Source organism: Paenimyroides viscosum, assembly GCF_003858535.1.
GTDB lineage: Bacteria > Bacteroidota > Bacteroidia > Flavobacteriales > Flavobacteriaceae > Flavobacterium > Flavobacterium viscosum.
In genome coordinates this window covers 41,482-66,759 of the sequence record NZ_RQTJ01000016.1, presented here as the reverse complement: position 1 = coordinate 66,759, position 25,278 = coordinate 41,482, and the positions used below count along the sequence as shown (strand labels likewise).

The window sequence follows — 25,278 nt, the reverse complement described above, 5'->3', positions numbered from 1 at the left end:
ATTTACAAAAACTACAGTAAAAATCCAACTATACAAGAACATATATATTCTAAAAAGCAAAAAGAAGCTATCTAGTTTTGAGACAGCTTCTTTAAAAAAACATTATTTTTTAATTACTTAACTAAAGTAAACTTAGCGTCTTTCTTTGACAATTTAGTTCCTTTTGCTGAACTAGCGTCTAAAGAATAAAAAGACGGCATATTTCCATTCAAGTTTGTAGTTAAAGTTATAGATGAATCACTTTCATCTGCTCCTGTTAATACATAAGTTGCAGCTCCAGTTTGACCAAAAGATAATGCAGTGATATCAAATTCAAATGTGTCCGCAAAATCATAATCAGTATCATTCATATCTGTATAAGCAGAAATAACTTGAGTATTTGCTCCTTCAGTAAAAGGCGCAAAATATCTACCTCCACCAATTTTCCCACTATCAGCAGTAGAGTCAACTGGAACAGAATCATCAACTATAGTTGCGATAGTTACCCATGTTTGAGCTGTAGCACTTGATAATGTTCCTACTGCAGTACCGTTATGAGAAATCATCTCAAACATAATATATTTAGTACCATCGGTAGTAGCATACTCTTTAATAGGTGCCCCCGAAGCTCCGTTAGCATGATAAGCTAAAAGAGAATAAACAATTTCTTCTTGATCATTATTTACTTGAATAAAATTTTCAGTTAACACATTAACTGGTGGTGGTGGTGGTGTTACTGGTGATGAATCATCACCTCCACAAGAAGTTACCGTTAAAGATCCTGCAGCAACAAAAGCAATTGTTGCTAAAGATAAAAATACTTTTTTCATAATAGATTTGTATTATTTTATTGTTAATTTACAATGCTAATTTATATATTAATTTTTAAAAAACAATACCTTCAAAAAAAAAAGTCTTTTTTTAACACAAAGGAACTATACTTATAATTAAGAAGACTCACTAAAATACCTTATTTTTGAAGACTGAAAACCTTATCAATATAAATAGAAATAATATAATATGAACGAGCATTTTGAAACTAATCCGCTACTTGATCGTTTACCCAAGCATCTTAAACAGTTTATAAAACCACAAGATTATGAAGATTACAGTTCTATAAACCAAGCTGTTTGGCGATATGTAATGCGTAAAAATGTGGATTATTTATCTAAAGTTGCCCACTCTTCTTATTTAGATGGTTTAAACAAAACCGGTATATCTATAGAAAGTATTCCAAGTATGTATGGAATGAACCGTATATTAAAAGAAATTGGCTGGGCAGCTGTTGCGGTAGACGGTTTTATTCCACCGAATGCTTTTATGGAGTTTCAAGCGTATAATGTATTGGTTATTGCTTCGGATATCCGGCAGTTAGAAAATATAGAATACACGCCAGCACCAGATATTATCCACGAAGGTGCCGGTCACGCGCCTATTATTGCAAATCCGGAATACGCAGAATATTTACGCAGATTCGGAGAAATTGGCTCTAAAGCAATCTCATCAGCTCATGACTATGAAATCTACGAAGCAATTCGTGAATTATCTATTTTAGAAGAAGCCGAAGGAACACCGGAAAGTGAATTAATTCGTATTAGATCTAAAGTAGACGAATTACAAGCAAAATCAACTGAACCATCGGAAATGGCGTTAATTCGCAATTTACATTGGTGGACAGTTGAATATGGTTTAATAGGAACTGTAGAAAATCCTAAAATATATGGTGCCGGTTTGTTATCATCTATAGGTGAAAGTGAATGGTGTATGACAGATAAAGTCGAAAAACTACCTTATAGTATAGACGCTGCTTACCAAGGGTTTGATATTACCAAACCACAACCACAATTATATGTAACAAAAGATTTTGCAGAATTGAGTATGGTTTTAGAAGAATTCGCTAATAAAATGGCTTTACGTACGGGTGGCTTAAGCGGTATTAACAAATTAATCCATTCTAAAGCCTTAGGAACAATTGAACTTTCTACAGGCTTACAAATTTCTGGTGTATTCACAAATGTTATCAAACATGATGGTAAACCCGTATACATTCAAACTACCGGCAAAACTGCTTTGGCATATAGAGAAAAAGAATTGGTAAATCATGGAACTGAATATCATTCAGAAGGATTTGGAAGCCCTATTGGTCGACTTAAAAACATTAATCTTGCAATAGAAGATATGAGTCCGCGCGATTTGCAGGCATACAATATATATGAAGGTAAACATATTGAACTAGAATTTGAAGGTGATATTACGGTTTCGGGTGAAATTATCACAGGATCAAGAAATCTACAAGGTGAAATCATTATTATCAGCTTTAAAAACTGTACAGTTACTCATAATGAAACCATTTTGTTTCAACCAGAATGGGGAACGTATGATATGGCTGTTGGTAAGAAAATAGTTTCTGCTTTTTCGGGTCCGGCTGATATTAACAGTTTCGATATGATCACGCATGTTCCTACCACAAAAACAATCAAATCAACAAAAAATGCCGAGCGTATTGCTTTAGAAGATTTATATAAAAAAATCCGTAATTACCGCGAGCAAAACACAATCGAAGATTTAGAGGTTATTTTATTAGATTTGATGCAAAACCACCCGCAAGATTGGTTATTAACTTTAGAAATAGTTGAATTAGCTAAACAAAAAAATCTTGCTGTTTACAATAAAGCATTAGATCATTTATTAAGTGTAAAAACAAATAAACCAGAAATAGCTCATTTAATAACAAATGGTTTAAACCTATTATAATTTTTCATAAAAAGATTTGCTAAATCAAAGTCTTTTTTATATTTTAACACATTATTATCATATATTAATGTAATATATGAACAAATATTTCTATTTTTAAAAAAAATTAAAATTACCGAAAATGAACTTTAAAAAAATTACGTTAGGGTTACTTATTCTACCTGCATCTATTTGGGCACAAGTTGCAGATTTAAACCAAAAAATACCAAATGACCCCGATGTACGTATAGGGAAGTTAGACAATGGCTTAACTTACTACATTCGTAAAAATGCTAAACCAGAGAAAAAAGTAGACTTACGCATGGTTTTAAATGCCGGATCTATTTTAGAAACTGACAAACAACTTGGTTTGGCGCACTTTATGGAACACATGGTTTTTAACGGAACAAAAACGTTTCCTAAAAACGAATTAATTAGTTACTTACAAAGTATCGGCGTAAAATTTGGTCAGCATTTAAATGCTTATACAAATTTTGACGAAACCGTTTATTTTTTACCAATACCTTCTGATGATCCTGTTAAGTTAGATAAAGGTTTCCAAATTTTAGAAGACTGGGCTTTTAACGCTAATTTAGAAGGAAAAGATATCGACGATGAACGTGGCGTTGTTATTGAAGAATACCGTACACGTTTAGGTGCTAACGAGCGAATGATGAAGAACTTTTTACCAAAAATGCTTCATAACTCATTATACGCAAAACGCTTACCTATTGGTACAAAAGAAAATTTAGAAACATTTAAACACGAAGAAATCCGTCAGTTTTATAAAGATTGGTACCGCCCTAACTTAATGGCAATCATTGTTGTGGGAGATATTGATGTTAATGAAATGGAAGGTAAAATTAAAAGCCATTTTGGTAAATACAAAAATCCTGTAAATGCAAAAGAACGCAAAACGTTCGATATTCCTAATCATAAAGAAACATTTGTATCTATCAACACCGATAAAGAAGCAACTTCTTCTAACGTAGAAATTTACTACAAGGATCAAGGCACACCAAAACCATCAACAACAGTTGGCGATTACAAAGCCGATTTTATTGACAATTTATTCTCAAGCATGATTAATGCTCGTTTAGAAGAGTATACTAATAGCCCAACTCCTCCTTTTGTATATGGATATAGTTTCCATGGCGGATTGTTAGGTCGTGGTAAAGAAGCTTTTCAATCAAGAGCAATGACTGCAGAAGACAAACAGTTAGAAGCATTAAGAGTATTAGCCATTGAAAATGAACGTGCTAGAAAATTCGGTTTTACACAATCTGAATTAGATCGTGCTAAAACTGAAACATTAGCTTATTATGAAAAAGCTTATAACGATCGCGATAAAAACAATTCATCAAGATATTTAGGTATTTACCAAAATCACTTTTTAGAAGGTGAAGCAATGCCATCAATTTCTTACGAATACAATTTAGCAAAAGAATTACTTCCAACAATTACATTAAAAGATGTAAACAACGTAATTCAATCATACATTAAAGACGAAAACCGTGTAATTATTTTAACCGGTCCGGAAAAAGAAGGTTTAAAAACACCAACCGAAAAAGATGTTTTAGCAGCTTTAGACGTATCAAAAGTAGAAATTACACCTTATGAAGATGCTGTCGTTGCAGAATCATTAATTCGTAACGAAATTAAACCAGGTAAAGTTACCAATACCACTAAAAATGATAAGTTAGGTACAACAACTTTAACGTTATCAAACGGTGCTAAAGTAACTTACAAAAAAACCGACTTTAAAAACGATGAAATTTTATTTGGTGCAAGAAGTTTTGGTGGATCTAACTTATTAGATAACAACACCTTCAAAAGAACACAACATGCGTCAAGCTCTGTACCACAAGCAGGTATTGCTGGTATGGATCAAAATGCATTAACTAAATTTAATACAGGTAAATTGTACCGCGTTTCACCTTTCGTTGGTGGCGTAACAGAAGGTTTTTCTGGTAATGCAACTCCTAAAGATTTAGAATTCTTGTTCCAATCTGTTCATGCTTATTTTACTGATTTAAATTATGATGAAAAAGCATTTGAGTCTGAAAAGAACAAAATGAAATCTTATTTAGCGAACATGATGGCAATGCCAGAAGTGTTTTTCCAAATTGAAGTTTCTGATTTCATGTACGGACACAATGCGCGTTATTCATCGCCAATTCCTACTGAAAAAGATTGGGATAACACAGATTACAAAAAAGCATACGATTTATTTAAAGAGCGTTTTGCTGATGCCAGCGATTTTGAGTTTTATTTTGTTGGAAACGTGACCGACGAGCAAATGAAAATGTTCTCTGAAAAATATTTAGCCTCGTTACCAGCTTTAAACCGCAAAGAAACATTTAAAGACACAGGTATGCGTGGTAAAACGGGTGTTCACAAAAAAGAGGTCTTCAAAGGAAACGATGATAAAGCTTCCGTTAGAATTTCTTACGCTGGCGAAACTACCTACTCTGCAAAAGAAAATCTTGCAATGCAAGCTTTAGGTGAAATTTTAACCATTAAGTTAATTGAAGAATTACGTGAAAAAGAAGGTGGTGTTTATGGTGCTGGTGCTCAAGGTAGCTTAAGCAAATTACCTTATGGCTCTTACAACTTCTCTATTTCGTATCCTACAAACCCAGCCGATGCTGATAAATTAATTGAATTAACTTTAAAAGAAGTTGAGAAAATTCAGCAAAACGGACCAGAAGCTGCAGATTTAGTGAAGTTTAAAGAAGGTGAAATGACTGATTACACCAAATCTTTAAAAGAAAACAGCTATTGGTTAAATGTTATGCTTAGAGCATTTAATGAGCAGGAAAATCCAGAAAAAGCATTAGATTTCGAAAAGAACTTAAATGCCTTAACTGCAAAAGATGTTCAGGATGTTGCTAAAAAATACTTAACAAAAAACCGTATTATTGCAGTATTAAAACCAGAAACTGCTAAAAAATAGTTTTAAGTATACATCAATAAAAACTCCGATTGAAATTCAATCGGAGTTTTTTGTTTTAAAATGTTACAAAACTTAAAATTGCTGTTCATGAGCACAACGAAAGCGCATTCATCATTTCAAGTTTCATTAAAGAAAATACCGGTGGAATTCTAAAAAGGATATATTAAAAATATAAAATCCTAACACTTCATTGCATCAGGACTTTTTATTCTTTTACTTATAACAAACCGGAATAATTTCTCCTTTTGCCAAACAGTATTTTTCTACTTCTTCTTTTGATAATTTTTCAGTGTAATCAACAGCATCAACTTTAAAACCAACACTTCTTAACTTATCAAAATAATCGCGACCATACACTCGAACGTGATCATATTGCCCGAATATTTTAGCCCGTTCTTTTTTATCGGTAATAGAATTATCTTCAAACGTTTTTTCTCTTGATAAATCTTGTGGAATCTGTAAAACTGCCATTCCACCCGGCTTTAAAACGCGATACAATTCTTGCATTGCTTTAGTGTCATTTGGTATATGCTCTAAAACGTGATTACATAAAATAACATCATAAGCATCATTTTCAAAAGGCAGGTTGCAAATATCGGCTTTTACATCAGCTAAAGGCGACTCTAAATCTGTTGTGGTATAATCTAGATTTTTCTGTTTTTTAAACCGACTATAAAATGCCTGTTCCGGAGCAAAATGCAATACTTTTAAATCCTTCGAGAAAAAATTGGTTTCACTTTTTAAATACAACCAAAGTAAGCGATGGCGCTCTAAAGACAAAGTACTTGGCGAAAGAACGTTGTTTCGCTGATTTCCGTATCCGTAAGGAAGAAATGTTTTAAATGATTTTTCGTCGATAGGATCTGTAAAACGATTTCCCTTTAAAGCCAATGCCAAAACGGGTCTAACAAAATAACTCGCCCTGATTAATACGGGGCGAGGTATGGTATTTAATATCGTTTTAAAAACTTTTTTAATCATTTTATGATAAAACTAAAGGCTGTTTACGAAACTCTTCTTCTTCGTTCGATACAATTCCCAAAGCTTTGTAAATGTATGCAAAAGTAGAAAGTAGTTCAGGTTTTCCGTCAACCAAAGCCACATCATGTTCAAAATGTGCCGATGGTTTTCCGTCGCGTGTAACAATTGTCCAACCGTCTTTTAACTGCTTAATATTTTTAGTTCCCATATTAATCATAGGTTCAATAGCAACAGTCATTCCTTCTTGAAACAATTTTCCACGACCTTTTTTACCATAATTCGGCATTTCTGGTCCTTCGTGCATTTTTTTACCCAATCCGTGCCCCACTAATTCACGAACAACTGAATATCCGTGACCTTCGGCATAACGCTGAATAGCAGAACCCACATCTTCTACTCTGTTTCCGGCTTTAAATTCACGAATACCTGTATATAGTGATTCTTTTGTAACCTGTAACAATTTTTTAGTTTCGGCAGCAACTTCACCAACTTCAAAAGTATAGCAATGATCGCCATAATATTCGTTTACAATAGCACCTAAATCACACGAAACTACATCGCCCTCTTCTAATGCGCGGTTTGTAGGTAAACCGTGAACAATTTGTTCGTTTACACTTGTAAGCAATGTGCAAGGGCAACCGTATAAACCTAAAAAACCAGGTACACCGCCGTGATCTCTAATATATTGTTCTGCTAATTTATCTAAATGCAGGGTTGTTACACCTGGCTTTATTTCTGAAGCTAACATTCCTAAAGTTTTAGAAACCAATAATGCAGCTGTACGCATGATTTCTATTTCTTCTCTAGATTTAATTACAATCATTATATAATATTTTGTTTTGCAAATTTACAGATTTTAAAGCAAAAACTGGTTGTTTATAAAAAAAGCCCGAAAATAATTTCGGGCTTTAGATTTAATATTTAGAGAATACTATTTTTTAATAAACTTAGAAGTTGCTTTACCTTCTTTAGTTGTGATATCAATTAAGTAAGTTCCCGCTGATAGATCAGACACATTTACTGTTGTTGCGTCTTTTTGAGTTCTAACAACTTTCCCTGTCATATCAGTAATTCTAACTTCGCTAGCATTTAAACCCTTTTTAGATGAAATATTTAAAACATCAGTTGCTGGATTTGGATACATATTAAAGTTTTCTGCAAAGAATTGTTCTGAAGAAGCATTAGCATTCTCAACTAAATCAATGATAATTTTTGCTTCAGCATTAATTGTTGTCATTACCGTAGGGGTATTGATTTGACATCCTGTTGAGAGCATATATGCACTTGCAGTTTCAGTAGGTGCTATTCCCATATAAAAACGTTTCCCATCTCCAGCAACTCCAGCGCCATGATGGATTTTAGCCACAATAATATCACCCGAAGCTACAGCAACTGGAACATCTAAAGTTACTTCAACTAATTTTAAATCATTTGCAGATGTAAATGTCGCATCTTTAGTTGCTAATTGAGTTAAACCTGTAGCAAAAGAACCAGGAAAAGCTCCTGTACTTTTATATAACGTCACTGTCAAAGGGAAATTGCCCTGTACGCTACCAACACCTACTTTCACCGATATAATCTTTGTTGCCGCTGCCATTGTGTACGCTCTAAAATAAGCATTATCACTCATCCTAATAAATTGTTGCGTTTGCTGATTAGACTCTGCACAAGCAACAGTTCCTTTTGTTGGTGCTACTCCTCCTGTTTGTGAAAGGGTCGTTTGTGCATTTGCGGTGATAGATGCAACACACACGAATGCTACAGAAAGTAAAAGTTTTTTCATAATTTATTGTATTTAAAATTGAGTTAATTAAATTTTAGGTATAAAAATAACATTTTTTTCTAAATAAAAAACATTTACTTCCTTTTTTTTTTAAACCAACGCTTTAGCTGTCATAACATCTGGTTGTGGAACACCCATTAATTTTAGAACTGTCGGAGCAATATCTGCCAAAACACCGTTATGAATTTCTTTAATATCTTTATCTATTAAAATAACAGGAACGGGATTTGTTGTGTGCGCCGTATTCGGACTTCCGTCTTCATTGTACATGGTTTCACAATTTCCGTGATCTGCCAAAACAATTACCGTATAATTATTTAAAACAGCAGCATTTACAATTTGGTTTGTGCAAATATCAACCGTTTCACAAGCTTTTATTGCTGCACTCATGCTGCCGGTATGCCCAACCATATCTCCGTTTGCAAAATTAATTACAATAAAATCGGCTTCGGCTTTATTTAATTCAGGTATTAAGGCATCTTTTAAATCGTAAGCACTCATTTCGGGTTTTAAATCGTAAGTTGCTACTTTAGGCGACGGACACAAAATGCGTGATTCGCCTACAAAAGGTTCTTCACGACCGCCTGAAAAGAAAAACGTTACATGCGGATACTTTTCGGTTTCTGCCATGCGAATCTGTTTTTTACCAGCACTTTCTAAAACTTCGCCCAATGTATTTGTTACATTATCTTTGTTATAAACAACTTTAACATTATTATAGCTTTCATCGTAATTAGTAAGTGTAACATAGTTCAAATCTAATTTTTCCATACCAAACTCTGGCAGATCTACTTGTGATAACACTTCGGTTAGCTGTCTGCCGCGATCGGTTCTAAAATTAAAAAAGACCACAACATCGCCTTCATTAATTGTTGCAACGGGTTTATTGTTATCATGAACCATTACAATCGGGTCGATGAACTCATCGGTAACATCATTTAAATAACTGTCTGATATACTTAAAACCGCATTTCGCGAAGGCATTCCAATTCCCTTTACCAATAAATCATAAGATTTTTTAACTCGTTCCCAACGTTTGTCGCGATCCATGGCGTAATATCTGCCAACAACAGATGCCAGTTTTGCCGGAGAATTTGCTATGTGTTTTACTAAATTATCAATATGACCTGCGCCTGACTTTGGATCTACATCACGACCATCGGTAAAAGCATGTACAAAAATATCGTTCAAACCGAAATCATTGGCTGCATCTAATAATCCGAATAAATGATTGATATGTGAATGCACACCTCCATCAGAAACCAATCCTAAAAAATGAACTGGTTTGTTGTTTGCTTTCGCATAATTAAACGCTTCTTGCAAAACAGGTTCTACATTTAATGTTTTGTTTTGAACCGCCAGATTAATCTTTGCCAAATCTTGATATACAATTCTACCGGCACCCAGATTCATGTGCCCTACTTCGGAATTTCCCATTTGCCCGTCAGGCAAACCAACATTTAAACCGTCGGTTCGTAATTGTGCAAAAGGATATTTTTTATATAAACTGTCGATAAAAGGAGTGTTCGCATGATCTATGGCAGACACTTTTGGGTCGGGTGAATTTCCCCAACCATCTAATATCATTAAAAGGACTTTTTTGTTCATTTTGCTATTAAAAATATGGTTCAAATTTACTCATAGAATTTTAGATTTCGGTTTGTTTTTTTAACATTTTAGCAAAAACAAATGTTAAATATGTTTATTAAACATTAAATTAACAACTTGGTTTGTAATAAAGTTATTATATTTACGTTCAGAAGTTTAAACAACATTAATATAAGAACAAATGAATTTTAAATTATTGCCTATAATGATGGTGGGTCTATTATCGTTCAAACCAATGATAATTAATGATGCCAACGGAGATAACAATGGAAATGGAAATGGTAAAAAAGTTACAGTAGTTACAAAATCATCTACTATAAAATCTAAAGAGATTGCAGCTGTAACAAAAACAAATTTAAAATCTACAACAAGTAATTTAAGTGCTTTTGATAAATTAGTTTTATCGGAATACTTAGATTTAGACGAAAAAAAATTCGACAAGCCGGAAATGGAAAGCTTTAAAGCGGCATTTAAGGGTTACTACAAACTTAAAGAAGAAGGAAAATTAAACAAAGACCTTCTTACTATTATTGATTTTACTAAATCATCAACCGAACGCAGAATGTGGGTTATTGATATGAAATCGAATGAAATTCTTTACCAAACAGTGGTTTCACACGGAAGAAACAGCGGTAAAGAATATGCAACAGATTTTTCTAACACACGCGAATCGTACAAAAGCAGCCTTGGTTTTTATACCACCGCCGAAACTTACTTTGGAAAACACGGTTTATCGTTACGTTTAGATGGCTTAGAACCAGGTATTAACAGCAACGCACGCGAACGTGATATTGTAATACATGCTGCCGATTACGCGAATGAAAGAATGGGAAAAAATCAAGGTTATTTAGGCAGAAGCTTAGGTTGCCCTGCATTACCTAATGATGTTGCACATGATATTATAAACCTTATTAAAAACGAAAGCTGTTTGTTTATTTACCATGCAGACCAAAAGGGTTACCTTAATGCATCTAATTTATTGAATTAATCTTTTATACAATTTATTATCTAAAGAGTAAACGTCGTTAAGAATTTTTACATCGCCGGCATCATTGATTACGGCTGTAAAATACACTTGATGGATGTTTACTTTTTGGTTTAATTTAAAGTTTTTGGTCTTTTCTTTTACTGCCAATGTATCAATTTCGCTTTTTAATATATTTTTTCCTTCTATTTTAAATATTTTTTCCGCTAACCTAAACGGATCCTCTACACGAATACAACCCGAGCTTAACGCACGATTGTTTTCTATAAAACGTGTTCTGTTATTGGTATCGTGTAAATAAACCATGTGTTTATTGGGAAAATCGAACTTTATCTGACCCAAAGAATTTAGTTTACCGGTTTGTTGTACGTAACGATATGATCCATAATTAGCAGGAATCCAATTTTCGGGGCTTACTTGTTTTCCGGTTTTTTTGTCAAAGATTGTTAAACGGTTCGATGCGAAATAACCTCGATTAGCCGATGCTTTTGGAACAACGTCATTTTTAAGAATTGTTGGTGGAACTGTCCATTTTGGATTTACGATAATTCCGTTAAAAGCTGATGAAAGTATCGGGGTTTTACGTTCCTTTTTACCTATAATTATTTTGTATGAATCGGTTACTTTACCATTTTCAACCAATTGCAAATTATATTGTGGTAGATTAATCCAAACATAATTTTCGCCTAAATCGGGCGCTAACCATTTAGTTCGTTCAAAATTAACCCACACTTTTTTTCGCAACAATCCTTCGGCAGACAAGGTATCTTTAGAAGTTATGGGAACATACTTTGCGAATGCTTTTTTGTATTTTAGGTAGAGTTCGTTCTTAGGTTTGATCTCTTCTAAAGCATCATAAACTTTTTGATCTGCAACTGATTGGTTTAACAATGCTGCATAATCATTTTCCGGAATGTAAGGTTCCCAGTCGCCATAAAGTTTTTTTGGGTTTACTTTGCCTGTTGCCAATTGTTTTGCTATACGAAAAAAGTTTTCGCTGAAAATAACATCGGCTTTCTGTAATTCAGCAATACTTAAAACGTTATAGTTGTAATGTGCAGAAATTAATTTTTTTAAGGGATATTTTTCGGGCAAAACGGCATCATATCTACTATCAATAATAGCAGAAATTAAATCATTTCTATTTAAACTGTCTTGCCAAATAGTTTCAAAATTATTATCGGTATAAAACTTTACAACATTTTCATCTTTTCCAAACAGCATGATTTTTTCTACCCTTACAGTTTTTTCTGCATTTGATAAATTCTGTTTAGAATTGTTACTTGTACATGCAGAAAAAATAAGTGCCCCAACAATAATTTTTCTAATATTCATTTTTAAAAAACAGTTAATCTTCTTTCGGTACAAATTTAAACATAATTCTGTGAGAACCAATGTATGGAATTACCACCTGCTGCACATTTAATCGGTATCCGTTCTTTTTGTAAAAATTTACGGCATAATCGCGTGCAAAACACCAAATCATTACAGAACCTTTTCGGGAAATGTTTTCTTCGGCAAAATGCAACAAGCGTTTACCTATATTTTTATGTTGATGTTCTGGTAAAATAGACAACCCTGTTAAACGATACACCGGATGTACTTTGTAATTGTTTGTTTTTTTAGACATCATGGTTACGGCACCAACCAACGTATTGTTTAAAAATGCGCCAAAATGCTTGGTACCTTCGTCTAAATCGCCTTCAAAATGACAAACTTCTATTGGCTGACCTTCTTTTAATACGGTATGACGAATGTTTATAACATCGTTTGCTTTTATTTGTTTAAATGTTAACATGCAAAATTTATATTTTCAACAAGGTACTAAATAAAATAGATGTTATCATAATTAATCATTATTTTTATAATCGCAAAATTAACAGCTACCTCAAATGAAAAATTTATTACTTCAAAATATATCAAAACATATTACATTAACTTCACAAGAAGAAGAATTAGTATTAAATGCGTTTGAATCTGATAGCTTTAAGGCAAAAACTGTTGTTATTAAACCTGGAGACGAAGCACATTTCACTTATTTTGTTTTAAAGGGAATTTTACGCAGTTACACTATAGATGATAATGGTGCAATACATATTTTAAGTTTTGCAGTACCTGGATGGTGGGTTGCTGATATGTATAGTTATTTAACTGAAAAACCTGCAATTTTATATATTGATGTAATGGAAGATTGTGAAGTACTTATTTTACAAAGAAGCCATGCCGAAAGATTATTTAATGAAGTACCAAAATTAGAGCGTTTCTTTAGAATACTTACCGAAAACAATTTAATTTCTAACCAACAGCGCATTTTAGACAAAATGTCGTTAACTGCAGAAGAGCGCTATGAAAAATTCTTAAAAAAACATACCGATATTATTAACTGCTTACCTCAAAAAAATATTGCATCTTACATTGGCGTTACACCTGAATTTTTCAGCAAAATGAAAAGTAATTTACTACGCAAAAAATAGCTTTTAAACACTTGTTGTCATTTCTTAATATAGGTTAACAGCCAATTCATTTTTGTAAACTAACTTTACATTATTAAAATTAAAGAAAACAATGGCACAGTATATAATAGATTTAGGAACATCGAGAGGATATGCCGATCACGGTTGGTTAAAATCTTATCATACCTTTTCGTTTGCAGGATATTTCAACCCAGAACGTGTTAATTTTGGAGCTTTACGAGTTTTAAATGATGATTATGTAGCAGCTGGCAGAGGCTTTGGCGCGCATCCGCACGAAAACATGGAAATTGTTTCCATTCCGTTAGAAGGAAAACTGGCACATAAAGACAGTACCGGATCTGAAGGAGTTATACAAAAAAGCGAAATTCAGTTTATGAGTGCAGGCACAGGTGTTACCCACAGCGAAATGAATGGAAGCGTAACCGAAGCTGTAAAATTTCTGCAAATATGGATCATTCCAAACAAAATGAACATTACGCCGCGTTACGGTCAAATGGAATATGCCGTAAACGATAACGAAATTAAAACACTGATTCAACCAACAACAGCCGAAGGTACTTTGCGCTTACAACAAAACGCTTGGTTTAAAATGGCAAAGTTCGATTCTGATAAAGAAACCACCATTACTGTTGAAGATCCTAAAAACAACGGAATTTATATTTTTCTTTTAAATGGATCGATCGAAGTTGACGGAAATTCACTTCAAACCCGCGATGCTATTGGAATTTGGGACACAGACAAAGTGAGTATCAAAACAAATGATAAAAGTGAATTTCTAATTATAGAAGTTCCAATGAACTTAAATTAATTTAAAAATATTTATATTATGAAAAAATGGACAATTGATCCTACACATACCGAGGTAGGTTTTAAGGTAAAACACATGATGTTTACTAACGTAAAAGGAAATTTTAACGATTATTCGGCAGAAATTGATTTTGACAATGATTTAAAAGAGGCCAATTTACAGTTTGAAGCGAAAGTTAATTCAATTTTCACAAACAACACAGACAGAGACAACCACTTAAAAAGTGCAGATTTCTTTGATGCAGAGCAGTATCCTACCTTAAATTTTAAATCTACAAAAATTGAAGGTGACGGAAACGAATACCAAATCACAGGCGATTTAACCATAAAAGGCATTACAAAACCTGTTACATTAAATGCAGAATTTAGTGGTTTAATGACCGATCCGTGGGGAAACACCAAAGTTGGTATAAACCTAGACGGGAAAATTAACCGTAAAGATTTTGGCCTAACCTACAACGCTGCGTTAGAAACTGGCGGTGTATTAGTAGGCGAAGATGTTAAGTTAAATGCAGAAATTCAGTTAGTTGAGCAAAAATAAAAGTTAATATTTAATTGTTTTTTTGTAAAGTACAATCTTTCAACAGATTGTACTTTTTTTATGCCGATACTTTTAGTAAATTGCAACAAAACATAAGTAATGAATCGTAAAACAATCATTATGCTGTGCTTATTAGCAGGTGCAGCTACACAACAATCGTGTAATAAGAAGGAAAACACCGTAATGACATCAGGACAAGAAAACCCTTTAATCGCCGAATGGAACACTCCGTTTGAAGTTCCTCCGTTCGATAAAATTCAGAACAGCCATTTTAAACCCGCTATTTTAGAAGGCATTAAAGATCACCAAAAAGACATTCAGGCAATTGTAGACAACAAAGAACAACCATCGTTTGAAAACGTTATTGTAGCTATTGATAATTCTGGCGAAACGCTAAAAAAAGTTACCACCGTACTTTACAATTTAACAAGCGCCAATACAAATGACGAATTGCAGAAGCTGTCACAAGAAATGGCTCCTACCCTTTCAGAACACAATGACAACATTTATTTAAACGATGCGCTTTTTCAAAAAGTAAAAAACGTTTACAATCAATATCAAATTACAAAACCCGAAACTTTAAAGCTTAGCTCAGAACAACAAATGTTGTTAGATGAAACTTACAAACGTTTTGTGCGTAGTGGCGCAAATCTTTCGGCAGAAAATAAAGACAAACTTAAAAAACTGAATAGTGAATTATCTGTTTTATCATTAAAATACGGCGATAATTTGTTGAACGAAACCAATAATTACGAATTGGTTATCGATAAAAAAGAAAACTTGGCAGGTTTACCAACCGAACTAATCGAAGCCGCTGCCGAAGAAGCTAAAGCCAAAGGCAAAGAAGGTAAATACGTTTTTACGTTAAGCAATTCTAGCGTAATGCCGTTTTTACAATATGCCGATAATCGCGAACTGCGAAAAACAATCTGGAATGCATATCAGGTTCGTGGAAACCAAAACAACGGAAACGACAATAAAGAAAATGTGCTTAAAATTGCCAATTTACGTATGCAAAAAGCACAATTGTTAGGTTATAAAAACCACGCAGAATATGTGTTAGAAGAAAGTATGGCGAAAAATCCTGAAGCTGTAAATACCTTGTTAATGAAATTATGGGCACCGGCTGTTAATAAAGCAAAACAAGAGGCTACAGACATTCAGGCTTTAATGCGCAAAGAAGGAATTAATGAAGATGTTGCGCCTGCAGATTGGCGTTATTATGCAGAGAAAATTCGTAAGGAGCGTTATAATTTAGACGAGCAAGAATTAAAACCTTATTTAAGTTTAGAGAATGTTCGCAAAGGAATTTTCGATGTAACCAATAAACTATGGGGATTAACTTATAAGGAATTAACGAACGTACCTAAATATCATACAGATGTTACGGTTTGGGAAGTGTTCGATGGCGATAAAAAATCATTAGGTTTATTGTATATGGATATGCATCCGCGCGAATCAAAACGTGGTGGCGCTTGGATGACATCGTACCGCAACCAGCAAATGGAAAACGGTAAACGTAAAAATCCGGTCATTTCTATTGTTTGCAATTTCACAAAACCAACCGCAACCACTCCGTCATTATTAACTTTTGACGAAACAACTACGTTTTTCCATGAATTTGGTCATGCGTTGCACGGATTGTTATCAAACGTAAATTACAGAAGCTTAGCAGGAACAAATGTTCCAAGAGATTTTGTTGAACTTCCATCACAAATAATGGAAAATTGGGCTGCGGAACCTGAAGTTTTAAAAATGTATGCAAAACATTACAAAACGGGCGAAGTAATTCCTGATGCATTAATCGAAAAAATGAAAAAAGCGGGAACTTTTGATCAAGGTTTTGCAACAACAGAATATTTAGCAGCATCGTTTTTAGATATGAAATACCACACGGCAACCGAAGAAATTAAAGACGATATAAATACGTTTGAAATTAACGCAATGAAAGAAGCCGGATTGATTGATGCAATTATTCCACGTTACAGAAGTACCTATTTCAGTCACATTTTTGCAGGCGGATATTCAGCAGGATATTACAGCTACATCTGGAGTGCCGTTTTAGATACCGATGCGTTTGAAGCATTTAAAACAGCAGGCTTGTTCAATTCTGAAAAAGCATTGATGTTCCGTAAATATGTTTTAGAAAAAGGAGGAACAGAAGATCCTGCAGAGTTATACAGAAAATTCCGTGGTGCTGACCCGAAAATTGAACCGTTGTTGAAAAAACGCGGATTAAACTAATAAACAAAAAGCTCGATTTTAAATTCGAGCTTTTTTATTCTTTAAAGTTATTTATTGTTCCATACTAACACCAACTAAAGTACAAGGAAGTTCATCCATCCAAACTTTACCATATTGCTCTGTTAAAACATCAGCCAGTTTTTTATTATTTGTTCTGGCTTTACTAAATAAAGAAACATCAACAGCACAACTTTCAAACTTAATATCAACGTTATACTTTTCTTTAAACTTAATAAATTCTTCTGTGTTACTTTGATCGATAATACTAAAAACAATAAAACGTGCTAATTCTTTTGGTTTAGACACTTCGATATTTTGTTTCGTTGCTTGCTGTTCTTGGCTTTGACCATAACTTAACTGTAAAGTCAGCAAAGCGATCATTAAAACATATTTGTTCATAAGGTTATAATTTATTGCAATATAACAAAAAAGCGTTTCAAAATTGAAACGCTTCTTGTTATTTTAAATTCTTTAAGTTAATCACTTCTTGTTCTGTAAGAAAGCGCCACTGTCCGCGGGCAATTCCCCATTTTGTTAAACCGGCATACATAACACGGTCTAACTTTATAACGTTATAGTCTAACTTTTCAAAAATAGCGCGAACCACCTTTACGTTCGATGTTTTCAGCTTCACGCCTACTTCACTTTTTGGTTGGTTTTCTACATACGAAATTTCTTCAACCCAAACCTTATGTTCGTTGATATAAACTCCAGTTTGAACCTTTTCTAAATCTTCGTACTTTAAGTTTTTATCTAACGAAACATGATATAGTTTTGAAGAATGTTGTGCGGTATTGGTGAATTTCTGAATCATTTCGTTATCGTTTGTAAACAACAACAAACCAACCGTACTTTTATCCATTCTGCCAACAGGACGTAATACCGATGTTGATGCATTTCGAACCAAATCATACGCACTTGATACATTTTCATCGTCAGCTGTAGAAAACCCTTTAGGTTTGTTCAATAAAACATATACCTTTTTTTCAGGATTCAGCAAAACACCGTCGAAAACTACTTTATCGCCCGGTTTTACTTTGTAACCCATTTCTGTAATCGCTTCACCGTTCACGGTAACGTTTCCAGACTGAATATACAAATCGGCATCGCGACGTGAACACACACCTGAATTAGACACATATTTATTTAATCGAATATCTTCGCTTTTTAAAACTGCAGGTTTTGCTGATGATGGTGATGATGACGCAGGTTTATCATTAGTCCACTTCTTAAACGGCTTATCGTCTTTTTTATATGGTTTGCTGAATTTTGAACCCGATACAGATTTGTCACCTGTTTTGTTTTTGTCAGACGAACCTTTTTTTGTAAAAGATGATTTTTTATTATTTCTATTGCCGCTGTTTCCGCCTTGCTTATTCATTATCAAAAATTTTTACAAAGATAAGAGAATATTTAGCATCTTTACCATAAGTTTTAAATTGTAAATATGTTATGAGAAACAAATGGATCATTCTTATTTTAATTCAGGCAGTAATTAGTTTGGTTGCCGGAATTCTGCTATCTAAAATGTCGTTAATCGGTCGTATTGGCGTATCAACTTTTTATACCGAATATGGTTTTTTAAAAGATTGGTATAAAGGTTTTGCAGCTGTTTTTATTGTACAGTTAGTACTTATAGCCGTTTTATGGGTTGTTAAACGTACCACAACTTATAAAAACTTTAGCTTGGTAAACCTTATTTTTATTGTTATCGGGTTAATTGGGTTGCTTTATACGTTTTACGATTTTACATCTACAAGTCATAAATACATGAACAGCCAATTTCATACAGGCGGATATTTATTTTGGGCAGGCTGGTTTGTTACATGTTTATTTTTCTTTTTTGCTCGTGTAAAACCAAAACCTGCTAGTGCTCCTGCTACAGATTATACAACAAACACGACTGATACAACAAGTAATTTATAATTTCAAGATACTATTTTTCGTAAAACATTCGTTAATAATTATAAATAAGCGCTTTATGAAAAATAGTATTTCTCTACTTTCTAATTTAATAGAATATTTACTGATTATTGCTGTGTTATTTTATTGGCACGGAACATCAAACCTATTAAACCCATTTGCTATTGGACTGTTAGTAGTTTTAATCTTTCAGATTATTTTAAAAAATAATGTTATCGGTGTATTGATACCTTGCGTGTTGATACTTTTATCTATGTATATGATTTTGGCACTATTATCTGAAGTAAATGAGTTTGAAAGTTTTAACAGCGATGCACAAAGATTATTATATATTGGTCTTGCCTATTTTCTGGGAACAATTATGGTTTCGTTTTTAATGATCTGGAAATATTTGGTGAGATCAACCAACAAAACACTTGCTTATAAATAAGGAATTACCAGATTTGTTCCGTTAATGATCACATTTGGATCGATCAATACAATAGAAAGTACACCAAAAAGAATAATCAGTTTTAAAAGAATGTGCAGTTTTTTATATTCGGTTTGTGTTGATGCCTGATACAAGAATATTAAAAACGCTAGCAACAATCCGCTGCTTATATAAAAGTAATACTGCATATACCCCACTTTATAGTAAGTTATTAATGCAAATGCAGGTAGTAAGGTTAACAGCACTAAAAAAGCAATTAAACTTTTAGAAACATTCGTACCAAAACGTACGGGAATTGTTTGATAATTATTAGCAAAATCGCCTTTTAAATTTTCCAGATCTTTAACCGATTCTCTAATAAAAAGTATTAAATAAAGGTAAAATCCGTGTGCGAAAATTCCCCAACTAAAATTTTGAAAGTGCATTAAAATCCCAAAAAACGGAAGCAAAACTAGTAGCGAAGCCGTTATATTTCCAACAATAGGAAAACGTTTTAATTTGTGCGAATAAAACCAAAGCAGAAATATATACACGGCATAGAAAAATGCAGCGCGCCACGAAACCAGCCAGGCAATAGCCACACTTAAAAAATTAAGGAAGAAATACACACGAAACTGCGTTTCTTTACTTATTTTTTTATCTAAATTTGATTTGTATGGTCGGTTAATAAGGTCTTTCTCTGTATCGTAAAAGTTGTTGATAATGTACCCCGAAGCAATTGCCAGCGAACTGCTAAAAATAATCAAGAACAAACCGCCATCGGTTAAAACACTAATGGCTCTCGATTGCGATTGAGAGCCAAAAATAAAGATTGCCGAGAGATATTGTGCCAACACCACAACGGCGATATTGTATCCACGAACTACCGAAAAGAAACTGAGAAATTTTAATAAAGTTCTTTTAAGTTGTCGTGTCTGTGTCATTTTTTAAAATCTGTAAACCAATTCTAATTTGTAATCTTTCAACGCTTCTTTTGCTTTATTGTAATCTGGGGCAAAACCTAAAATGTAGCCTCCACCGCCCGATCCGCACAATTTTAAATAATAATCGTTGCTATCAATTCCTTGTTGCCAAACGTTATGGAACTTTTCAGGAATCATTGGTTTAAAATGACTTAATGCTATTTTAGAAAGTTCTTTAGTATTTGTATAAAGGGTTTTAAAATCGCCTTTCAAGAAATTCTCTACCGCTGCATCTGTGTACTTTGCAAATTGCGACTTCATCATATTACGGAAACCTTCGTTCTTTAAATTATCCATAAAAATATTGACCATTGGTGCAGTTTCGCCAACCATTTCAGAATCAAGCAAGAAAACAGCTCCCGTACCTTCTTCTTTTTGTGACGGAATACCCGTTGGTTCGATATGATCTTTTGAATTGATTAAAATTGGCAGACTTAAATAACTGTTCAACGGATCCAATCCTGAAGATGTTCCGTGGAAAAACGATTCCATTCTACCGAAAATCTTTTTCAGGGTCAACAGTTTTTCGCGATTTAAATTCTCTAAAACCGTGATTTTATCTGAAGCATATTTATCGTAAATCGCTGCAACCAAAGCACCGCTGCTTCCAACACCATATCCTTGCGGAATGCTAGAATCAAAGTACATACCTGCATCAATATCTCTATTCAAAGCATCCATATCAAATTGCACCAATTCGGTTTCGTTTAACGTTAACTGATTTAAATAAGAAGCAAATGCTTTTAAACTTTGGTTTGATTTCAATGCAATTTCACTCGGATTGTCATCAATTTTCAATGCACCGTTGTAAAAATTATACGGAATTGCTAAGCCTTTAGAATCTTTAATGATTCCGTATTCGCCGAACAACAAGATTTTCGAGTAAAATAACGGTCCTTTCATATCGTTTTATTTTGTATAACAAATGTAATGATTATAATAATACGTTAACAAATTATTTATGAATTCCGTATACACAATGGCGGCAACCGTTTTTGCAACAGCGTCCTTTTAAAAAATGATAGGTTTCGGTAAAAACAAAGTATCCGTTTTCCATGTAAAAATGCAAACCTTCAACCATTTCTGTCGGTCTTTTAGGGAATTTGTTGGTCAGTGAGAATTTGGTTAACTCGTCAAACTTTTTTAAACAATCGTTACACAAACAATCATGTTGTGTTTTATCATAGAGAAACTGAACGGTTTCGTCTAATAATTCCACTTTTTGACAATCACAATTTGATATATCATCTACATTGCAAACAATTGGTTTGCGGCAATGGGTACAGTTTTCTTTTTGCATATTAAGTCTAATCTTTAGGATAAAACTTCTGTTCCAAAGCCCATTTCATCATGTATAAATTGATTATTCTGACAATATTTCGCTAATTCATCTGCAATAAATTTCTGAACATCAGCTTTGTATTTATTCGGATACAGCACATGCACATTGGCACCGGCATCTAACGTAAAACAAACCGGAATGCTGGTTGTTTCTCTGAATTTCCAAATTTGATTGATGATTTCCAACGTATTTGGTTTCATTAAAATAAAATACGGCATCGAAGTCATCATCATGGCATGTAAAGTCAATGCTTCACTTTCTACCAAAGCAATAAATTGCTCTAAATTACCCGATTTTAAAATTTCTTTCAGCTTTGCGATATTTTCATGTGCTTGTTGAAAACGACGTTCTGCAAACGGATGATTGTGCATTAACTCATGACCAACCGTGCTAGAAACCTGTTTTTCGCCTTTATCAACCAATAAAATAGTGTCCTGATAGTTTTCGAAAACAGTGTTTACTTCATACGGAAATTCAACTCCGAACAAATCAGAACTATTTTCAATACTTTCGGTTTCGCCCCAAACTACAATGTTTCCATTAATACTTCTACATGCACTTCCTGATCCTAATCGAGCCAATATAGAAGCTTTTTGCAGGTAATAATCTTCGGTTTCATTTGGATTTACCAATTTTTCCAAAGCAATGATGTTTGCAGACAAAGCCGCCATGCCCGATGCCGATGAAGCAATACCCGAACTGTGTGGAAACGTATTTTTAGTATCGATTGTAAAATGATAGTCTAAAATGTACGGGCACAAATCCTGAATGCGTTCAAAATATTTCTGAATTTTTGGTCGGAATGATTCTTTAGTCTGACCTTCAAACAATAAATCAAATGAAATACCTTTTTCAGATTTTTGTTCAAATTGTAAAGTAGTAATTGTTTTACAATTATTCAACGTAAAACTTAACGACGGATTTGCAGGGATTTGATTTTCTTTTTTGCCCCAATATTTTACCAAAGCAATATTACTTGGTGCTGAATAGGTAAACGAACCTTTGGTTTCTATTTTTGAGTACTCGTTGGTTTTGAATATATCTAAAGTTGTCATTTTATCTTTTTAATTATTTTTTTGGTTCTCGACAAGCTCGAACTGACGTATTATAACAATCTCGTCACTTCGAGTAGCGAAATAAAATGAAGCATATCGAGAAGTTTACTTCATAATGGTTAATTTTTATTTTCTTTCTTAGATAAATTTGGTAAATCTTCAAATCTTCCTTCAATTAAGGCTTTCTTTTTAGCTTGTGACCATTTTTTTATCTGTTTTTCGAAACTAATTGCTTGCTCAATATCCATAAAATTACAAAAATAAACTAATTTCAACGGACGTCGATTATAAGTGTACGAACCGTAAAATCTACCATCCTGATGTTCATCAAAACGTTTATAAACATCTGCTGTAACACCTGTGTAATAAGTGTTATCTGAACAAAGAAGAATATAAACGTATGATGTTTTCATTTAATAATTTATTTGTAAAAGTTCTCGACAAGCTCGAACTGACGTCGTTTATCATTGTTCCGTCAATTCGAGTAGCGAAATGAAATGAAGCGTATCGAGAAGTTCTAGAAAAGTTTGAACTGACGATACTTCAACTATTCTTTAATATTTTGCTGCAATGGCATTCGATGCCAGAAAACCTGTTGTCCAGGCATTTTGAAAATTAAAACCGCCGGTAATGGCATCAATATTTAAAATTTCGCCGGTAAAATACAAATTATCCTGCAATTTGCTTTCCATTGTTTTAAAATTCACTTCTTTTAAATCAATTCCGCCGGCTGTTACAAATTCATCTTTAAACGTGCTTTTTCCGTTCACGTTAAATTCTGCTTGTGTTAATTGTTCTGCTAATTTCACCAACTGTTTTTTAGAGACATCTGCCCATGTTAGATCTTCCGAAATCATTGATGCTTTAACGAGTTGCTGCCATAAACGGTGTGTAAGACTGTACAACGGATGTTTTATAATAGTTTTTTTAGAATGCTGCTGTTTTTGCTGCATTAATTCTTCCAGAACCTCATCGAAAACAAAATCGTTTGTCCAATTAATTATTACCTGAAAATGATAATTTTTATCGAACAATTCACGTGCACCCCAAGCCGAAAGTCTTAAAATTGCAGGTCCGCTCATTCCCCAATGCGTTATCAATAAAGGTCCGTTTGCTTTTAAAGTTGATCCTTTAACTTTTAACGAAACCATTTCGGTTGAAACACCCATTAAATCTTTAATTCGATCATCTTTAATATTGAAAGTAAATAACGAAGGAACCGGATTTACAATGGAATGATTTACCATTTTAAGCATATCCCAAATTTTAACGTTGCTACCAGTTGCCATAACCAGTTGTTTTGCCTGAAAAGTGTCTTTTGATGTTTCGATCTTCCAAAAATCGCCTTCTTTTGAAAGCTGCTGAACAATAGTTTGTTTTATGATTTTTATATCAAAATTTTCAGCTTCGTCTAAAAAACAATCAATAATAGTTTGTGAACTATCCGATTCAGGAAAAACACGCCCGTCTTCTTCAATCTTTAATGAAACACCACGTTCGCTGAACCATTCCATAACATCGCCTGTACAAAAGGCATGAAACGGACCTCTTAATTCACGTTCGCCTCGCGGATAAAACTTCGTTAAAACGTTTGGAATAAAACAAGCATGGGTAACATTGCAACGACCGCCACCAGAAATTTTGACTTTAGACAAGACTTCGTTGCTTCGTTCTAAAATTGCAATGCGTAAATTAGGTTGTTGTTCGGCTAAATTAATTGCGGTAAAAAAACCCGACGCACCGCCACCTACAACAATAACATCAAAATTGTGCATATAGTTCTACAATAATTTTCTACAAAATGTGGATTAAATAGTAAAATAAACATTCTTAAAAGCACTAAAACATTATTTTACTTTTGGAATGATTTATGCTTATAAAATTTGTATCTTACAAAGATAATGAATCATAATCTCTACATTAAAATTATTATGAAATTAAAAAGTTTAATTTTTCTACTTTGTGTATTTACTATTGCATCTTGTAAAACAACGAAGAAAAATACTGAAAAGCAGAACGAAACAACCGCTAAAAGAGAACTAATTAAATCTGATAAAAAAGAAGAAGTTTTTTATACAGAACAAGTTAAAAACGATTTTAGATCGGTTACAGAAACTGCCCAAAGAAAATTTTTAGAATCGTACAATGCAACAGATAAAGAATACTCTATTTTATTTTTTACTCAAGGTTTTACCGGAGAAGAAGTTGTGGTAAAAAACGATAAAAACACCCTTTACAAGGGCATGGTTTTTACTGATAAAAGTACGGGATTGGCAAAAAACATGCGTATTGTTAATACCGATGTTACCAGTATTTATGACAAAGCTACCAAGAAAACCATTTATTTAAACACAGATAAGGCTAGTAAGCATAAATTTATTTATGTTATGAAAGGAAATGTTACTGATGCTAAGCCTTATAAAATTACTTACAGCGACAAATTACGCCCTGAAAGATAAACGTAACTAATTTATA

At 33.3% G+C, this 25,278-nt stretch carries 25 protein-coding genes; 10 read left to right on the top strand and 15 right to left on the bottom strand.

The window, feature by feature from the left end; all coding sequences use genetic code 11:
- Positions 1-113: 113 nt before the first annotated feature.
- Positions 114-809 (bottom strand): hypothetical protein, encoded by a 696-nt coding sequence (locus tag EG242_RS08925; protein WP_124899550.1) that lies wholly within the window; start codon positions 807-809, stop codon positions 114-116.
- A 190-nt stretch (positions 810-999) separates the two neighbouring features.
- On the opposite strand from EG242_RS08925, the gene EG242_RS08920 reads away from it, so the two are divergent.
- Together EG242_RS08920 and EG242_RS08915 are read left to right on the top strand one after the other, a co-directional pair.
- Positions 1,000-2,733, top strand: a complete 1,734-nt coding sequence (locus EG242_RS08920) for an aromatic amino acid hydroxylase (RefSeq protein ID WP_124899549.1) — start codon at positions 1,000-1,002, stop codon at positions 2,731-2,733.
- Positions 2,734-2,854: 121 nt separating this feature from the next.
- Positions 2,855-5,668: a M16 family metallopeptidase gene (locus EG242_RS08915; RefSeq protein ID WP_124899548.1), complete on the top strand. Its 2,814-nt coding sequence runs from the start codon at positions 2,855-2,857 to the stop codon at positions 5,666-5,668.
- Between the two features lie 213 nt (positions 5,669-5,881).
- Here EG242_RS08915 and EG242_RS08910 read toward each other — a convergent pair whose 3' ends face one another.
- The 4 genes from EG242_RS08910 to gpmI all read right to left on the bottom strand — a co-directional run bounded on the left by EG242_RS08910 (position 5,882) and on the right by gpmI (position 10,040).
- The gene (locus EG242_RS08910) at positions 5,882-6,646 is read right to left on the bottom strand and encodes a class I SAM-dependent methyltransferase (protein WP_124899551.1); all 765 of its coding nucleotides are present in this window, start codon (positions 6,644-6,646) and stop codon (positions 5,882-5,884) included.
- Between the two features lie 4 nt (positions 6,647-6,650).
- Positions 6,651-7,472: a type I methionyl aminopeptidase gene (gene map, locus EG242_RS08905; protein ID WP_124899547.1), complete on the bottom strand. Its 822-nt coding sequence runs from the start codon at positions 7,470-7,472 to the stop codon at positions 6,651-6,653.
- A gap of 108 nt (positions 7,473-7,580) precedes the next feature.
- Positions 7,581-8,432: a T9SS type A sorting domain-containing protein gene (locus tag EG242_RS08900; protein ID WP_124899546.1), complete on the bottom strand. Its 852-nt coding sequence runs from the start codon at positions 8,430-8,432 to the stop codon at positions 7,581-7,583.
- 90 nt (positions 8,433-8,522) lie between these two features.
- Complete coding sequence (gene gpmI, locus EG242_RS08895; protein ID WP_124899545.1) at positions 8,523-10,040, bottom strand: 2,3-bisphosphoglycerate-independent phosphoglycerate mutase; 1,518 nt, start codon at positions 10,038-10,040, stop codon at positions 8,523-8,525.
- 181 nt (positions 10,041-10,221) lie between these two features.
- On the opposite strand from gpmI, the gene EG242_RS08890 reads away from it, so the two are divergent.
- The gene (locus EG242_RS08890) at positions 10,222-11,028 is read left to right on the top strand and encodes a murein L,D-transpeptidase catalytic domain family protein (RefSeq protein WP_124899544.1); all 807 of its coding nucleotides are present in this window, start codon (positions 10,222-10,224) and stop codon (positions 11,026-11,028) included.
- Here the strand turns inward: EG242_RS08890 and EG242_RS08885 are convergent.
- Together EG242_RS08885 and EG242_RS08880 are read right to left on the bottom strand one after the other, a co-directional pair.
- On the bottom strand, positions 11,017-12,360 hold the full coding sequence (locus tag EG242_RS08885; RefSeq protein ID WP_124899543.1) for a L,D-transpeptidase scaffold domain-containing protein: 1,344 nt from the start codon (positions 12,358-12,360) through the stop codon (positions 11,017-11,019). The genes EG242_RS08890 and EG242_RS08885 overlap by 12 nt on opposite strands.
- A gap of 13 nt (positions 12,361-12,373) precedes the next feature.
- Positions 12,374-12,823 (bottom strand): GNAT family N-acetyltransferase, encoded by a 450-nt coding sequence (locus EG242_RS08880; RefSeq protein WP_124899542.1) that lies wholly within the window; start codon positions 12,821-12,823, stop codon positions 12,374-12,376.
- 94 nt (positions 12,824-12,917) lie between these two features.
- Here EG242_RS08880 and EG242_RS08875 point away from each other — a divergent pair, with 94 nt between their 5' ends.
- The 4 genes from EG242_RS08875 to EG242_RS08860 all read left to right on the top strand — a co-directional run bounded on the left by EG242_RS08875 (position 12,918) and on the right by EG242_RS08860 (position 17,091).
- Complete coding sequence (locus tag EG242_RS08875) at positions 12,918-13,499, top strand: Crp/Fnr family transcriptional regulator (RefSeq protein WP_124899541.1); 582 nt, start codon at positions 12,918-12,920, stop codon at positions 13,497-13,499.
- A gap of 91 nt (positions 13,500-13,590) precedes the next feature.
- Positions 13,591-14,307: a pirin family protein gene (locus EG242_RS08870; protein ID WP_124899540.1), complete on the top strand. Its 717-nt coding sequence runs from the start codon at positions 13,591-13,593 to the stop codon at positions 14,305-14,307.
- Positions 14,308-14,325: 18 nt separating this feature from the next.
- Positions 14,326-14,847, top strand: a complete 522-nt coding sequence (locus tag EG242_RS08865; protein WP_124899539.1) for a YceI family protein — start codon at positions 14,326-14,328, stop codon at positions 14,845-14,847.
- 99 nt (positions 14,848-14,946) lie between these two features.
- Positions 14,947-17,091, top strand: coding sequence for a M3 family metallopeptidase (locus EG242_RS08860; protein ID WP_124899538.1), 2,145 nt, complete (start codon positions 14,947-14,949; stop codon positions 17,089-17,091).
- A 51-nt stretch (positions 17,092-17,142) separates the two neighbouring features.
- On the opposite strand, the gene EG242_RS08855 is transcribed toward EG242_RS08860, so the two are convergent.
- Both EG242_RS08855 and EG242_RS08850 read right to left on the bottom strand, forming a co-directional pair.
- Complete coding sequence (locus tag EG242_RS08855) at positions 17,143-17,490, bottom strand: FEKKY domain-containing protein (protein ID WP_124899537.1); 348 nt, start codon at positions 17,488-17,490, stop codon at positions 17,143-17,145.
- A 58-nt stretch (positions 17,491-17,548) separates the two neighbouring features.
- Positions 17,549-18,472, bottom strand: coding sequence for a pseudouridine synthase (locus EG242_RS08850; protein ID WP_124899536.1), 924 nt, complete (start codon positions 18,470-18,472; stop codon positions 17,549-17,551).
- Between the two features lie 71 nt (positions 18,473-18,543).
- Between EG242_RS08850 and EG242_RS08845 the strand changes: the two genes are divergently transcribed.
- Complete coding sequence (locus EG242_RS08845; RefSeq protein WP_124899535.1) at positions 18,544-19,017, top strand: hypothetical protein; 474 nt, start codon at positions 18,544-18,546, stop codon at positions 19,015-19,017.
- 55 nt (positions 19,018-19,072) lie between these two features.
- Positions 19,073-19,444: a hypothetical protein gene (locus tag EG242_RS08840; protein WP_124899534.1), complete on the top strand. Its 372-nt coding sequence runs from the start codon at positions 19,073-19,075 to the stop codon at positions 19,442-19,444.
- On the opposite strand, the gene EG242_RS08835 is transcribed toward EG242_RS08840, so the two are convergent.
- From EG242_RS08835 to EG242_RS08810, 6 genes are all read right to left on the bottom strand, one after another.
- Positions 19,435-20,367 (bottom strand): geranylgeranylglycerol-phosphate geranylgeranyltransferase, encoded by a 933-nt coding sequence (locus EG242_RS08835; RefSeq protein WP_124899533.1) that lies wholly within the window; start codon positions 20,365-20,367, stop codon positions 19,435-19,437. The genes EG242_RS08840 and EG242_RS08835 overlap by 10 nt on opposite strands.
- A gap of 3 nt (positions 20,368-20,370) precedes the next feature.
- Entirely contained in the window at positions 20,371-21,309 is a 939-nt protein-coding gene (locus tag EG242_RS08830) for a mevalonate kinase family protein (protein WP_124899532.1), read from the bottom strand.
- A gap of 52 nt (positions 21,310-21,361) precedes the next feature.
- Positions 21,362-21,706, bottom strand: coding sequence for a cysteine-rich CWC family protein (locus EG242_RS08825; RefSeq protein WP_124899531.1), 345 nt, complete (start codon positions 21,704-21,706; stop codon positions 21,362-21,364).
- Between the two features lie 14 nt (positions 21,707-21,720).
- Positions 21,721-22,803, bottom strand: a complete 1,083-nt coding sequence (locus tag EG242_RS08820) for a diphosphomevalonate/mevalonate 3,5-bisphosphate decarboxylase family protein (protein ID WP_124899530.1) — start codon at positions 22,801-22,803, stop codon at positions 21,721-21,723.
- Positions 22,804-22,922: 119 nt separating this feature from the next.
- The gene (locus EG242_RS08815; protein ID WP_124899529.1) at positions 22,923-23,216 is read right to left on the bottom strand and encodes a GIY-YIG nuclease family protein; all 294 of its coding nucleotides are present in this window, start codon (positions 23,214-23,216) and stop codon (positions 22,923-22,925) included.
- 141 nt (positions 23,217-23,357) lie between these two features.
- Complete coding sequence (locus tag EG242_RS08810; protein ID WP_124899528.1) at positions 23,358-24,578, bottom strand: BaiN/RdsA family NAD(P)/FAD-dependent oxidoreductase; 1,221 nt, start codon at positions 24,576-24,578, stop codon at positions 23,358-23,360.
- A gap of 156 nt (positions 24,579-24,734) precedes the next feature.
- Between EG242_RS08810 and EG242_RS08805 the strand changes: the two genes are divergently transcribed.
- The gene (locus EG242_RS08805) at positions 24,735-25,262 is read left to right on the top strand and encodes a hypothetical protein (RefSeq protein WP_124899527.1); all 528 of its coding nucleotides are present in this window, start codon (positions 24,735-24,737) and stop codon (positions 25,260-25,262) included.
- Positions 25,263-25,278: the final 16 nt, after the last annotated feature.

Excerpts from the sequence above, each read along its gene's own strand:
- EG242_RS08925 (WP_124899550.1), bottom strand. The coding sequence starts at position 809 with ATGAAAAAAGTATTTTTATCTTTAGCAACAATTGCTTTTGTTGCTGCA.
- EG242_RS08920 (WP_124899549.1), top strand. The coding sequence starts at position 1,000 with ATGAACGAGCATTTTGAAACTAATCCGCTACTTGATCGTTTACCCAAG.
- EG242_RS08915 (WP_124899548.1), top strand. The coding sequence starts at position 2,855 with ATGAACTTTAAAAAAATTACGTTAGGGTTACTTATTCTACCTGCATCT.
- map (WP_124899547.1), bottom strand. The coding sequence starts at position 7,472 with ATGATTGTAATTAAATCTAGAGAAGAAATAGAAATCATGCGTACAGCT.
- EG242_RS08900 (WP_124899546.1), bottom strand. The coding sequence starts at position 8,432 with ATGAAAAAACTTTTACTTTCTGTAGCATTCGTGTGTGTTGCATCTATC.
- gpmI (WP_124899545.1), bottom strand. The coding sequence starts at position 10,040 with ATGAACAAAAAAGTCCTTTTAATGATATTAGATGGTTGGGGAAATTCA.
- EG242_RS08890 (WP_124899544.1), top strand. The coding sequence starts at position 10,222 with ATGAATTTTAAATTATTGCCTATAATGATGGTGGGTCTATTATCGTTC.
- EG242_RS08885 (WP_124899543.1), bottom strand. The coding sequence starts at position 12,360 with ATGAATATTAGAAAAATTATTGTTGGGGCACTTATTTTTTCTGCATGT.
- EG242_RS08880 (WP_124899542.1), bottom strand. The coding sequence starts at position 12,823 with ATGTTAACATTTAAACAAATAAAAGCAAACGATGTTATAAACATTCGT.
- EG242_RS08875 (WP_124899541.1), top strand. The coding sequence starts at position 12,918 with ATGAAAAATTTATTACTTCAAAATATATCAAAACATATTACATTAACT.
- EG242_RS08870 (WP_124899540.1), top strand. The coding sequence starts at position 13,591 with ATGGCACAGTATATAATAGATTTAGGAACATCGAGAGGATATGCCGAT.
- EG242_RS08865 (WP_124899539.1), top strand. The coding sequence starts at position 14,326 with ATGAAAAAATGGACAATTGATCCTACACATACCGAGGTAGGTTTTAAG.
- EG242_RS08860 (WP_124899538.1), top strand. The coding sequence starts at position 14,947 with ATGAATCGTAAAACAATCATTATGCTGTGCTTATTAGCAGGTGCAGCT.
- EG242_RS08855 (WP_124899537.1), bottom strand. The coding sequence starts at position 17,490 with ATGAACAAATATGTTTTAATGATCGCTTTGCTGACTTTACAGTTAAGT.
- EG242_RS08850 (WP_124899536.1), bottom strand. The coding sequence starts at position 18,472 with ATGAATAAGCAAGGCGGAAACAGCGGCAATAGAAATAATAAAAAATCA.
- EG242_RS08845 (WP_124899535.1), top strand. The coding sequence starts at position 18,544 with ATGAGAAACAAATGGATCATTCTTATTTTAATTCAGGCAGTAATTAGT.
- EG242_RS08840 (WP_124899534.1), top strand. The coding sequence starts at position 19,073 with ATGAAAAATAGTATTTCTCTACTTTCTAATTTAATAGAATATTTACTG.
- EG242_RS08835 (WP_124899533.1), bottom strand. The coding sequence starts at position 20,367 with ATGACACAGACACGACAACTTAAAAGAACTTTATTAAAATTTCTCAGT.
- EG242_RS08830 (WP_124899532.1), bottom strand. The coding sequence starts at position 21,309 with ATGAAAGGACCGTTATTTTACTCGAAAATCTTGTTGTTCGGCGAATAC.
- EG242_RS08825 (WP_124899531.1), bottom strand. The coding sequence starts at position 21,706 with ATGCAAAAAGAAAACTGTACCCATTGCCGCAAACCAATTGTTTGCAAT.
- EG242_RS08820 (WP_124899530.1), bottom strand. The coding sequence starts at position 22,803 with ATGACAACTTTAGATATATTCAAAACCAACGAGTACTCAAAAATAGAA.
- EG242_RS08815 (WP_124899529.1), bottom strand. The coding sequence starts at position 23,216 with ATGAAAACATCATACGTTTATATTCTTCTTTGTTCAGATAACACTTAT.
- EG242_RS08810 (WP_124899528.1), bottom strand. The coding sequence starts at position 24,578 with ATGCACAATTTTGATGTTATTGTTGTAGGTGGCGGTGCGTCGGGTTTT.
- EG242_RS08805 (WP_124899527.1), top strand. The coding sequence starts at position 24,735 with ATGAAATTAAAAAGTTTAATTTTTCTACTTTGTGTATTTACTATTGCA.